The following is an 11,802-nucleotide window of genomic DNA, read 5'->3' on the forward strand; positions in this document are numbered from 1 at the left end:
GACAGCCCGAAATTACCTTGCCATCGTCACTGTCGCCGCCATCGTCTTATGGATGCGATAAGTGTCCACGCCACCTAGTTCGGCACCGACCGCTTCGCCGCAACCGCCGGCGCATTGGCGTTGACCGTGACGCCGCGCAGCAGGTTGAAGGCGGCACCGAGCGCCTTGTCGTCCTTTTCGGACGGCGGCACGTAGGATTGCGAACCGGTCTGCTCGGCGCCGTCGGCCGCCAGGTGCCCGCGCATCGACGCTTCGCCCTTCAGCTCGGCACGGCTCTTCAACTCGTCCGGCACGTCCTGCAGCACCTCGATGTCAGGCGTGACACCCTGGGCCTGGATCGATTTTCCGGACGGCGTGAAATAGCGCGCGGTCGTCAATGCCAGCGCGCCGTTAGACTTGCCGAGCGGAATAATCGTCTGCACCGAGCCCTTGCCGAACGAACGCGTGCCGATGATGGTGGCGCGCTTGTGGTCGTGCAAGGCGCCGGCCACGATCTCCGAAGCCGATGCCGATCCGCCGTTGATCAGCACGACCAGCGGTTTGCCTTTGGTCAGATCGCCGCCGCGCGCGACGAAACGCTGGGTTTCCTCCGGTGTCCGGCCACGGGTCGAGACCACCTCGCCCCGCCCCATGAAAGCGCTCGACACCGACACCGCCTGATCGAGCAAGCCGCCCGGATTGTTGCGCAGATCGATGACGTAGCCGACGAGCTTGTCGGACGGGATCGCCTTTGAAATATCCGCGATCGCCTTGCGCAGGCCGTCGGTGGTCTGCTCGTTGAAGCTGGTAATCCTGATATAGCCGATATCGCCGCCCTCGGTGCGGAAGCGCACCGGCCGCACCCGGATGATTTCGCGGACGATCGCGACCTCGACCGGCGTGTCCGCGCCCTTGCGAACGATCTTCAGGCGGATCTTGCTGTTGGCCGGCCCCTTCATCTTGCTGACGGCCTGATCGAGCGTCATGCCCTGAATGGAATCATCGTCGATCTGCGTGATCAGATCGCCCGACATGATGCCGGCCTTGGCGGCGGGCGTGTCGTCGATCGGCGCCACCACCTTGACGAGGCCGTCATCCATCGTCACCTCGATGCCGAGCCCGCCAAATTCGCCATTCGTGGTCTCCTGCATGTCGCTCCAGCCCTTCGCATTCATGTAGCGCGAATGCGGATCGAGCGAGGAGATCATGCCGTTGATGGCGCCCTCCATCAGCTTGGAATCGTCGGGCTTCTCGACATAGCTGCTGCGAATGCGCTCGAACACGTCACCGAACAGATTGAGCTGCGAATAGGTGCCGTCGGTGCGGGCCGCAGCCTTGGCGGCCGCAACCAGATGCGCCCCCTGCGGTCCGGCGACCAGAAAGGTCAAACAGGCGCCCGTGACCGTGCCGAGGAGAAAGGTGAGATTCCTGCGCATTTGCGATCCTTCTCGCTATCGACCGCCAAAATTCAGGTGAATCGGCGTCCCGGGCTCCGGCACGGCCAACCAACAACGGCTTTTTGGTCGGATCAAGGCGGTTTCGGTCCGGGCCATTACGGGTTTGTTAAGTATAGGGTTTTGGCGGGAAATGGGCCGGGTTTTGGGCCTCCTAAGCCGTCGTCCCGGCGAGCGCCGGGACCCATACTCCGCAGCGCTTATTTTGCGAAAGGTCTCTAACGCCAGCCCTCTCACCGATGGGCCGCGGCGTATGGGTCCCCGATGCGCAATTGCGCACCTGAGCTCAAGGCCGGGACGACGGCGGTATTTGTTGTTGGCAAACATGCATTCGCTTTCTCGCGACGCATTGCGCCCGAGGTTTGCTGGCATCTCTCGCCCTCTCATTGAGAGGGCGCAGGGAAGACCGGGTGCGCGCTGCACCCGCGGTCTCGTGTGCAATATGTGCAAAAGAATGCGCACACGAGCATACAGGTTCAGCGGAGAACACCCAGCCTTCCCTGCGCAATGGCTTTACGGCTTACTTCGTGCTCTCCTCGGTCGGGCCGAGCTCATTGTCACCGTCGCTGCGCCGAAATTACTCGACACAACTTGACGCCAGCATCGGGGCGTCGGGACCACACGACTTCACCGTACGCTTCAGTCGCGCGCGTCAATCGCAACTGTTGCGTCCACCGCAACCCGTCCAACGTCCGTGACGACGGCCGACGCCCTTCTGAGTAGGACGGGATGGCCAAAGATATGCACCTGATTTGCCTTCGGGAAAAGCGAAATATTTTTTATTTTGGGGCTTGACAGAAATTCTGATAACCAGAATTGATTTGCCCGTCGGGCTAGATGTAGTGGCTTGGAGCCCGGATGAGCCCGTAGCCCGGATGAGCGGAGCGATATCCGGGTCTGCCTCGCACGGATCCCGCATATCGCTGCGCTCATGCGGGCTGCTCGCTAGGTGCAGCCATCGACGAGCACCAGTTTGCTCGTGGTCGTATCGTGGCGCACCTTGAACAGGTCCTGAATGTCGGGGTCGCCCAGAAAGGCTTCCGCCTTTGCGCGTTCCGGAAATTCGAGGATGACCATGCGTTCGGGCTTCCAATCCCCTTCGATGGTCGTCGGCTGAGCCCCTTGAACGAGGTATTTTCCGGAATGCCTCGCGATAAACGCAGGGATTTCCGCTATGTACTTTCTGAAACCACCGAAGTCGTTCACCGAGAAATCGAGTACCAGATAGGCTTTCATTTCCGACCTCACACCAACATCAGCCACCCGGCCCGGATGAGCACGCCGACATCCGGGTTTTGTTTCACGGCTCCCGCATATCGCTACGCTCATGCGGGCTGCTCGCTTGCCGGGCACCTCGCACGGAGTTTAGGCACCCTGCACCACTGTCATCAAACTTAAACATTCGTGCTCTAACCGCCTGCCAGGCCGTCTTGCTGGAGACGACCGTTCTCCGACAGTACTGACAAGCACGCCATGCCTCTCAAATTCATTCACCTCACCGACACGCATCTTGCGGGTCCGGGGCTAAAACTCTACGGGCTCGACCCGCGCGCCCGCCTGGACGCCGCTGTCGCTGATATCAACAGGCACCATTCCGATGCCGCCTTCGCGGTGGTGACCGGCGATCTCACCCATTGGGGCGAACCAGAGGCTTACGCTGACTTCGCCGAGTCCATGGCCGCGCTCGACATGCCCTACGTCGCCATGGTCGGCAATCACGACCGCCGGCGGACCTGCCTCGACGCGCTCGCGGCGGCGCCCCGCGATGCTAACGGCTTCGTGCAGGGGGCGCAGGAGACGCCGTACGGCCTGTTCATCTTCCTCGACACGCTGGATGAGGCGAGTCATGCCGGAGAAATGTGCGGAAAGCGCCTCGGCTGGCTCGCGGAAACGCTCGCCGCCGCACCCACCGAGACGCCCTTCGTCGTGTTCATGCATCATCCGCCCTTCGCGGTCGGGATCGAGGCGATGGACGACATCGCGCTGAAGCAGAGCCGCGAATTCGCGGAAGTGATCGCGCCCTACCGTGCGCGCATCCGCCATCTGTTCTTCGGCCACGTTCACCGACCGATTTCCGGCAGCTACGGCACGATCCACTTCTCGACGCTGCGCGGCACCAACCACCAGGTCTGGTTCGAACTCGACGCGACGGCCGCGCATCTCGCCAGCCACGAACCGCCGGCCTACGGCGTGGTGCTGATGGACCGCCAGACACTGGTCGTACACGCCCACGACTTCCTCGACGCCAGTCCGCGCTTCCCCTTCGCGGCCCCGGAAGGAATGGACGACCGCGATTATGCGCTCAGCTTTGCGGCGCGGTGAAATGAGCCTGGCCGAGCCCGCGGTTCTCCCCGTCACGACGACCGCTCCGCCCCGCCTTCACGTCGCAAGACGGTTTGCCGCCGCCTTCAAAGCGTCGTTCCCGGCGTATCTGCTGCTGTTGCCTTCGCTGATCTTTCTCGCGCTGTTCACCTACGGCGCGGTGGGACAGGTGATCCTGGATTCCCTCTACCAGCGCGCCACGCCCAAGGCGCCGAGCCGGTTCGTCGGCGTTGGCAACATCAGCGCGGTGCTTGCCGACCCCGCGTTCACCGGCGCGGTCCTCAACAATCTCATCTACGCAGTCGGCACGGTGGTCCCCAGCATGGCGCTAGCGCTTTTGTTCGCGCTTGCGCTTTCGCGCACCAACGCCGTGACCAGCCTGCTGCGGGCCGCCCTGTTCCTGCCGGTGCTGATCCCGATGGTCGCCGCGTCCGCACTGTTCCTGTTCATCTTCCTGCCGAATGTCGGGCTGCTTGATTACTATATCGGCCGCCTGCTTCCCGTGCTGCCCAACTGGCTCGGCGATCACGACATTGCGCTAGCCGCGATCATGGTGATCACCGTGTGGAAGAACGCCGGCTATTACATGCTGTTCTTCCTTGCTGGGCTTCAGGCGGTGCCGGAAGACGTCATGGAGGCTGCCCATCTCGACGGGGCCGGTCCGTACCAGCGCCTGCGCCATATCATCCTGCCCGAGCTGCGCCCGACCTTCCTGTTCGTCACCGTGATCGCCGGCCTCAATGCGGTGACACAGGTCGACCATGTCTTCGTCATGACCAAGGGTGGGCCGTCGAACTCAACCAGTCTCGTGCTGTTCTACATCTATCAGCAAGCGGTGGAGCACTACGACATCGGCAAGGCTTCGGCGGCGACCCTGCTTTCGCTCGCGGTGCTGATGGGGCTCACCGCGCTGTCCTTCCGCTCGCTGGCGAGCCGCGAGGGCGGGGCATGAAACTGTTCGCGGATGCACCGCTGGCGACACGCGGCGAGATCACCCCGAAACTCGGCTTCGCGCTCGTGGTGCTGCTCACGCTCGTCTGGCTCATTCCCTTCCTCTGGATGGTGGTGGCTGCGCTGCGACCGCCGTCCGATGGCATCAACGCCATGGCAATCCTGATGCCGAGCCTGTCGCCGACCCTCGACAACATCAAGGACGCCTGGGAGATCGGCGACTTCCCGCGTTACGTCCTCAACACGACGATCATCTGTGGCGGCATCCTGCTCGTTCAATTCGTCACGGTCACGCTGGCGGGCTTTGCCTTTGCGCGCCTGTCGTTCGCCGGGAAAACGCTGATCTTCTACCTGTTCCTGATGCAGCTCATGCTGGTGCCGGTGCTGCTCATCGTGCCGAACCTGACACTGGTGGCGAAGCTCGGCCTCTACGACACCCTGACCGGCGTCATGCTGCCGTTCTTCGCCTCGGCCTTCGGCACGTTCCTGATGCGGCAGGCCTTCGAGGCCATTCCGGCCGAGCTCGAGGACGCCGCATTGATCGACGGGGCCGGGGTGTTTCAGCGCATCCGCCATATCTATGTGCCGCTCTCACTGCCGAGCTTTTCCGCCTTTGCCATCGTCTCCGTGACCAGCCACTGGAACGACTTCCTCTGGCCGCTGATGGTGATCAATTCGCCGGACAAGCGGCCGCTCACCGTCGGGCTTTCGGTCTTCACCGCCACGGCGGAAGGCACCCAGGCCTGGGGCACGATCGCGGCCGGCACCTTGATGGTGATCGCGCCCCTCCTCGTCACCTTCCTGATCTTCCAACGGCGTTTCATCAGTTCTTTCGTCACCTCAGGCATCAAATAGGAGATTTCCAATGCTGTTTTCCCGCCGGCTCGCGCTCGGCCTCGCCATGGCCGGGGCTCTCGCCCTTCCCGCCTTCGCCGAGGGCCCTACCGAAATCGACCTGTTCTTCCCCGTCCCCGTCGATGGGAAGCTCGCCCGCGACATGAGCACCCTGATCAAGGACTTCAACGACACCCATCCCGACATCAAGGCGACCGCCGTCTATACCGGCTCGTACGATGACACGCTGATCAAGACGCGCGCCGCAATCAAGGCCGGCAAGCCGCCGAGCGCCGTGATCATGTCGGCCAATTTCCTGCTCGACATGCAGATCGAGAGCGAGCTGACCAATCTCGACGCTCTGATCGCCGCGGATGGCACCACCAAGGAAAAGTTTCTCGGCCAGTTCTTTCCAGCGTTGCACGGCAACGCCGTAATCGATCGCTCGGTCTATGGCGTGCCGTTCCATAATTCGACGCCGCTTCTCTACATCAACGCCGAACACGCCAAGGAAGCCGGCCTCGATCCCAGCAAGCCACCGCAGACCTGGGCCGAGGTGACCGACTGGGCCAAGAAGCTCACCAAGCGCGACGGCGACAAGGTGACCCGGTGGGGCATAGCCATCCCCTGTGCCTATGACTATTGCGGCTGGATGATGGAAACCCTGACCATGTCGAATGGCGGGCGCTACTACAACGAGGAGTTCGGCGGCGAGGTCTATTACGACACGCCCTCCATGCTCGGCGCGCTGACCTGGTGGAGCGACCTGGTCGCCAAGCATAAGGTGCATCCTCCCGGCCCGCAGCCGGGTCCGGCGGTGAGCACCTCGTTCATCTCCGGCAACGCCTCGATGATGATGCTCTCCACGGGCTCGCTGACCTTCGTGCGCGATAACGCCAAATTCTCCTACAAGGTCGCGTTCATTCCGCGCAACGTCCGCAACGCGGTGCCGATCGGCGGGGCTTCGCTGATCGTTCCGGCCGGTCTCAAAGCGGACAAGCAGAAGGCCGCCTGGACGCTGATCAAGTGGATGACATCGCCTGAAAAGAGCGGCTGGTGGAGCCGTGCCACCGGCTACTTCGCCCCGAACATGGCTGCCTACAAAACGCCTGATATGGTCGAGTTCCTCAACAAGAACCCGGACGCCAAGACCGCTGTCGAGCAGCTCGACGTCGCAAAGCCCTGGTTTGCCACCTACAAGACCGTGCCGGTGCGCAAGACCCTCGAAGACGAGGTGCAGTTGGTGCTGAATGGCAAGAAGCAGCCAAAGGACGCGCTCGTCGCCGCCCAGAAAGCCGCCGACGAGCTGCTCAAGCCTTACAACGCCGAGACGACGCTGAAGCTGCCCTGAATCCGGGGAGCATCGGCAAGGGAAGCTGGCTTCGGCGCCCTAGGAGGTGGGGCGCCGAAGACATTGGGTTGAGCACTGGCCCGCCAGCGTGGAGCGGCGGGTTAAAGAGAACCCGCCCTCGACCGCGTCTTTGCAGAACCAATGTCGAATCTCCCATCCGCCGAAGAAAGCTCCGGTACGGTTCTGCCAAATCCCGCCGCGACCGATGGAACGCAAGCAGGCTCGCGTTGACAACCAAGACGCCGGACGGATGGGTCGCTGCGAACGACGGCAAACACCTCAAGCGCATGATCGTAACCCTTGATGGGCTGCTTTCCGATCGAGGCCAGCGGGATGCGATCCCTCACCTGTTCGGTGACAACAGGGTCGACCAGTATCTCGGCATCGTCAGCCAGACTGCACAGCCGTGATGCCAGGTTGATGACGTTTCCGATCGCCGTGTAGTCGAGGCGGCCGTGGTAGCCGAGGGTACCGACAGTCGCGGGTCCCATCGCGATGCCCACGCCGAAGCCCACGGTGCAACCGCCGGCGGACCAGTTGTTGGCAAGGGATTGCACGGCGGCCTGCATGTCGATCGCAAGCCTGATGCCGCAATGCGCCGGGTCCTCGCACGTGACCGGTGCGTTGACGAGAACCATCACGCCGTCACCGGCGAAGCGGATCAGGGTGGCGGCATGGCGGGCCGTGACGGCGCCAATGGCTTCATAATATTCTCGCAGCACGGCCAGAATGGCCTCGGGCTCGGCGCGGGCGGTAAACGCGGTGAAGCCGCGCAGATCGCCGAAAATCGCAACCACGTCACGCCGTTGTCCGTCCAGCAGCCGCGGATCGGAGTGCTCCACCAGTTCGGCGACCTGCGGGGCAAGGAATTGCTTCAGGCGATTGATGCGCTCGGATTTCTGCTGTGACGCCCCCAGCTCTTCCGCCATCTGGTTGAATCGGACCGCCAATTGCTCCAGTTCGTCGCGGCTTTCGATCGCGATGCGATGATCGAGCTGTCCCATCCCTATCCGTTCTGCGCCCTCCTCGAGCTTGCGTATCGGCACCCACATGCGGGATGCACGCCAATAGGCGAGCACAAGCGCAAAAACGGTTCCGATGGCGATGAACAGGAGGCAACGCCACACCGTCGCGCGCATGGATTCAAACGCCTCTACGATCGGCTGCTGGGCAATCACGGTCCAACCCACATTCGCGGCAGGTACCGAGAGCGCGACGAAATCTCTCCCGTCATCGCCTGTGGTGACGACCGCCGATCCATTCGCAGCGGTCACAACCGATTTGAGCCGGCTGAACTCGCCTGACCCGGCGCCACTGCGCAACACCAGGCTGATGTCCGGGTGAGCAATCAGGCGTCCTGCGTCATCGACGACAAGGGCATGGCCGGTGTTGCCGATCTTGATCGCCGCGATGACATCCCAGATCAGTTTCAAATTGATGTCGGCAACGACAATTCCGGCGGCCGCGCGGTTTCCCGCGACGGCGATCCGCATGTAGGGCTCTGAATCGCGCTGATACCGCACAGGACCGTACCAGACCCGGTTCGCGCGCGCCCCCACCACCGCGGGATCGGCCGACAAATCCACACCTCGACCGGTCCGGTTCAAACTCATCCTGGATACGAACACGCGTTCGGTGCCGGTCGGGTCAACCAGCGATACCGAAACGATCGCCGGCACCTGCTGCAGCAGACGCAGCCCGTCGACCCTGCGCCGGTCGTCCTCGCCCTGGGTCCAGGGAAACTGCACGAGCCAGCCGAGCTGATCGCGTATGCCATCGGTAAAGGTCTGGATCCGGTCGGCTGCAGCGCGGGCCTCGATCTGAAGCACTTCATTGAGATGAAGACGATGGTCGCGAAAGGCGAACCAAGCCTCGATCACGGAGCCAAGTGTGAGCGGCACCACCACTGCGACAAACAGTGTGACGAAGTATTTGACGAACAGGGAGCGCCGCGGCCGGGTCACGCTAATGACGCCCGGCAACTGGAGCTCCACGTCACGATGAGATGTGCCGGCCTCATTCGATCACCTTGTTGGCGCGAAACAGGATGTAGGATTTGTCCAGGTCGATGCCGAGCAGTTCAGCCGTCCTGAGATTGACGACCAGCTCGAATTTGGTGGGTTGCACAACGGGAAGCGTGGCGGGGCTTTCGCCGCGCAGGATCCGGTCGGCGTAGGTCGCAAGCGCGAAATAGGTCGCGCGCTGGTTCGCGCCATAGCTGATAAGCCCGCCTGCGTCGCAATACTCGCTCCATCCGAACATCGACGGCAGCCGATGCTTGATGGCGAGCTGGGCGATCTTGGCCCGGTGCACCAGCGTGAGAACATCGGGAAAGACGAGCAACCCGTCCGGATGCGCGTCGCCCACCAGTCCAAGCGCGTGGTCCAGCTCGCTTGCCCCTGCAAAGGGAATATAGAGCAGCGTGATGCCAAGCTGCCGGGCGGCGTCCTGCGTCGCGCGCCACTCCGACTGTTCTCCCGGATGAAGACTGTTCGAAAGTACCGCCAGGGTGCGCAGGCTCGGAAAGATTTCCTTGAGCAGCTCCACCCGCTTTCCCGCCACATCAAGCGACAGGAAGGTCGAGCCGGTGAAATTGCCGCCCGGTTCCCCGAGGCTCTTGACGAGGCCGAGCGCCACCGGGTCGCCGCTCAGGGCAAACAGGACCGGAACATCCGTTACCTCCGTCAGCGCGCGGGTCGCAGGGCCGCTCGACACGGCAAGGTCGACGTTGCCGCGCCGGACGTTCGATACCACCTCGCGCAGCGCCTGCGGATTGCCGGGCGCATAGTGCAATTCCAGGGCAACGTTCTTGCCCTCGACATAGCCCCGCGCGCGCAATCCTTCGCGGAACCCGTCGAGGAACGGGTCGGGCTGGGACCCGGTGGAAACCCAGAAAATCCGATAGACCCTTGTCGGATCATGAGCCAGTGCGGCGACCGGCCAAGCCATCGCAGCACCGACAAGCGTTATGAAATCCCTTCGTTTCATGCTGGCCACCATGGCCCAAACCGGCTTTCCAAGCTTCGAGCCGGCATTCAGATGAGCTGCAGATAATCTTGATTTTTCCCTTTTTTGGGCGGCTCGGGGGCCGGGATGCGTCCTCGGCCCGAGGTTCCATCGGCGTCGTCCCTACTCCACCCCGTAGCGCGTGAAGTGATCGCCGATGCCGGCCTGGATTGTCCTGGCCGCCGAGATATCGCTATCGCTGCCGGCCTTGTCGCCTTTCCTGAGCTTGGCAAGCCCGCGCCCATAGAGCGCGCTCGCCAGCTTCGGCTCGGTTCGCAGCGCAGAATCATAATCATCGATCGCCGCGTCGAGCTGGCCCATCTTCAGATGAACCAGCCCACGCGAGTCGTACGTTTCGGCATTGTTCGGTCCCGCCTGAAGCGCCCTGTTGCAGTCCGCCAGCGCGGTTTCCAACGGCCCGAGGACAGCACGTGTCCAGCACCGCCCGCTCCATCCGGCTGCCAGATCGGGCTGAAGTCGAACCGCCTCGTCATAGTCCCGCGCCGCGCGATCGTACTCGTGCTTCTTCAGGTAGATTCCCGCACGGTTGGCGAAGGCTCTGCCGTAGTTGGGATTGAGCTTGATCGCCTGATCGAGAGATTGGATGGCGAGGTCGTATTCGCCCTTTTTCAAGTACATTGCACCACGGTTGTTGAACGGCTTGGCATCGCCTGGATTGAGCTTGATCGCTGCATCGAAATCAGGGATGGCGCGGTCGTAGTCGCCCCTAGAGGCATAGGCATTGCCACGGATGTTATGGGCAACCGCCAAGGCGGCCGTCGTGAGTTGACCCGATCCGATAAGCGCCGTGCAAGCATTGATCCGACGCTCGAGCGACGCGCGATGCGAACCGTTGCACAACTCGAGATTCCCGAGATAGCCATCCGGCTTCGGGTTCTGTGCCGCCGCCGGTGATCCGAACAGCAGCAAGGCGAGGATCGGCGCCAGGCCGAGGACAATGCGCCCGCTTGCGCTGGATTTCATGTCAGGCTTCCGATCTTGGAACGAGAGATCGGCGGTCGACCGCCCTAGCACCCCCGACAAATTTTCAGATTTGATCCGGGAGGCGTTGGTTCGGATGGCGCCGACGCCGGTCTCTCGGGCTTTCGCATGACCTTGCTCTTGCCCTCTTCAATGAGGGTGGAAAACCTGAATGTCCCATCGTCCGAAATTTCGACGTGTGGCGTGGTGCCTCGAATCCCCATTGTCGCGGCGGGGGTATCGACCTTCATATCGCCGGTCTTGGCGACCTGGCCGGCAACAAACGTGAAGGTTCCCTTGGTCAGACTGAGCAAGGTTTTGTTGGACTTCCCGTTTGGGTCATAGACGAACTCGCTCAAGGCCATGCGAGCGTTGCTCGACAGATTGAACGCGGTGCCATCCGTAAAACTGATGCCGACCCGGCCGTCGGCGCCGGTCGCGACCACGTCGCCCTCATAGACGACATCACCGACCTTCGCCTGCCCGGCTTGAGCGTCGGCACGAACCTGAATGACGGTCGCACCGGCACGTTCGATGGTGACCGAACCTGTCGCGACAACGACTTTTCCAATCGGTTTGGACACGACATCATGAACCGCGGGCGTCGCAGAACCGCGTTGCGCCTGAGCCGAGCCCGGGAAAGATCCGGCGATCGCCAGAGCCAAGCCTGTCAGCAAAACGGCAATCTTATGGTTGCACATGATCGGCCCTTCCCGAGCAAATCTCGTTCGTGCGGCCGCACCGGTTCCTTGAACCGCCGGCCAGGGCAACAATGGATGCGCTTGGATATTATGCCGGACCGGCCGCTCCGCGCCACCTCCCCCAAAAGGAGTACTCCTTTTGCGCCGCGGGCTTTGTGAAGACTTTCACAATCTCTCCCGCTGGATTGCGCTATTTTGGCACAGGAGATTTCGACGGTCGGTC

At 62.5% G+C, this 11,802-nt stretch carries 10 protein-coding genes; 4 read left to right on the plus strand and 6 right to left on the minus strand.

The window, feature by feature from the left end; genetic code table 11:
- Nucleotides 1-74: 74 nt before the first annotated feature.
- Nucleotides 75-1,415 carry a S41 family peptidase gene (locus JQ567_RS29095; protein WP_212442011.1) on the minus strand — a complete coding sequence of 447 codons (1,341 nt, stop codon included), beginning with the start codon at nt 1,413-1,415 and terminating at the stop codon, nt 75-77.
- A gap of 963 nt (nt 1,416-2,378) precedes the next feature.
- Nucleotides 2,379-2,669, minus strand: a complete 291-nt coding sequence (locus JQ567_RS29100; protein ID WP_212442012.1) for a DUF1330 domain-containing protein — start codon at nt 2,667-2,669, stop codon at nt 2,379-2,381.
- Nucleotides 2,670-2,906: 237 nt separating this feature from the next.
- Here JQ567_RS29100 and JQ567_RS29105 point away from each other — a divergent pair, with 237 nt between their 5' ends.
- From JQ567_RS29105 to JQ567_RS29120, 4 genes are read left to right on the plus strand one after another with little or no spacing between them, the layout of a single operon-like run.
- Nucleotides 2,907-3,755, plus strand: a complete 849-nt coding sequence (locus JQ567_RS29105) for a phosphodiesterase (RefSeq protein ID WP_212442013.1) — start codon at nt 2,907-2,909, stop codon at nt 3,753-3,755.
- Between the two features lies 1 nt (nt 3,756).
- Nucleotides 3,757-4,707 (plus strand): carbohydrate ABC transporter permease, encoded by a 951-nt coding sequence (locus JQ567_RS29110; RefSeq protein WP_212442014.1) that lies wholly within the window; start codon nt 3,757-3,759, stop codon nt 4,705-4,707.
- Nucleotides 4,704-5,561 (plus strand): carbohydrate ABC transporter permease, encoded by an 858-nt coding sequence (locus tag JQ567_RS29115; protein ID WP_212442015.1) that lies wholly within the window; start codon nt 4,704-4,706, stop codon nt 5,559-5,561. The genes JQ567_RS29110 and JQ567_RS29115 overlap by 4 nt, the downstream gene beginning before the upstream one ends.
- A gap of 10 nt (nt 5,562-5,571) precedes the next feature.
- Entirely contained in the window at nt 5,572-6,891 is a 1,320-nt protein-coding gene (locus tag JQ567_RS29120) for an ABC transporter substrate-binding protein (RefSeq protein WP_212442016.1), read from the plus strand.
- 101 nt (nt 6,892-6,992) lie between these two features.
- Here the strand turns inward: JQ567_RS29120 and JQ567_RS29125 are convergent, their stop codons facing one another.
- From JQ567_RS29125 to JQ567_RS29140, 4 genes are all read right to left on the minus strand, one after another.
- Entirely contained in the window at nt 6,993-8,873 is a 1,881-nt protein-coding gene (locus tag JQ567_RS29125) for an adenylate/guanylate cyclase domain-containing protein (protein WP_249165802.1), read from the minus strand.
- Between the two features lie 34 nt (nt 8,874-8,907).
- Nucleotides 8,908-9,879 (minus strand): ABC transporter substrate-binding protein, encoded by a 972-nt coding sequence (locus tag JQ567_RS29130; RefSeq protein ID WP_212442017.1) that lies wholly within the window; start codon nt 9,877-9,879, stop codon nt 8,908-8,910.
- A gap of 141 nt (nt 9,880-10,020) precedes the next feature.
- The gene (locus JQ567_RS29135) at nt 10,021-10,827 is read right to left on the minus strand and encodes a tetratricopeptide repeat protein (RefSeq protein ID WP_249165803.1); all 807 of its coding nucleotides are present in this window, start codon (nt 10,825-10,827) and stop codon (nt 10,021-10,023) included.
- Nucleotides 10,828-10,925: 98 nt separating this feature from the next.
- Nucleotides 10,926-11,543: a FecR family protein gene (locus JQ567_RS29140; protein WP_312017485.1), complete on the minus strand. Its 618-nt coding sequence runs from the start codon at nt 11,541-11,543 to the stop codon at nt 10,926-10,928.
- Nucleotides 11,544-11,802 lie beyond the last annotated feature (259 nt).

It is taken from the genome of Bradyrhizobium sp. AUGA SZCCT0431, assembly GCF_018131065.1.
Lineage (GTDB): Bacteria > Pseudomonadota > Alphaproteobacteria > Rhizobiales > Xanthobacteraceae > Bradyrhizobium.

Bases quoted from the DNA above. Each gene is read 5' to 3' on its own strand.
- JQ567_RS29095 (WP_212442011.1), bottom strand. From the start codon at position 1,415: ATGCGCAGGAATCTCACCTTTCTCCTCGGCACGGTCACGGGCGCCTGT.
- JQ567_RS29115 (WP_212442015.1), top strand. From the start codon at position 4,704: ATGAAACTGTTCGCGGATGCACCGCTGGCGACACGCGGCGAGATCACC.
- JQ567_RS29100 (WP_212442012.1), bottom strand. From the start codon at position 2,669: ATGAAAGCCTATCTGGTACTCGATTTCTCGGTGAACGACTTCGGTGGT.
- JQ567_RS29105 (WP_212442013.1), top strand. From the start codon at position 2,907: ATGCCTCTCAAATTCATTCACCTCACCGACACGCATCTTGCGGGTCCG.
- JQ567_RS29130 (WP_212442017.1), bottom strand. From the start codon at position 9,879: ATGAAACGAAGGGATTTCATAACGCTTGTCGGTGCTGCGATGGCTTGG.
- JQ567_RS29110 (WP_212442014.1), top strand. From the start codon at position 3,757: ATGAGCCTGGCCGAGCCCGCGGTTCTCCCCGTCACGACGACCGCTCCG.
- JQ567_RS29120 (WP_212442016.1), top strand. From the start codon at position 5,572: ATGCTGTTTTCCCGCCGGCTCGCGCTCGGCCTCGCCATGGCCGGGGCT.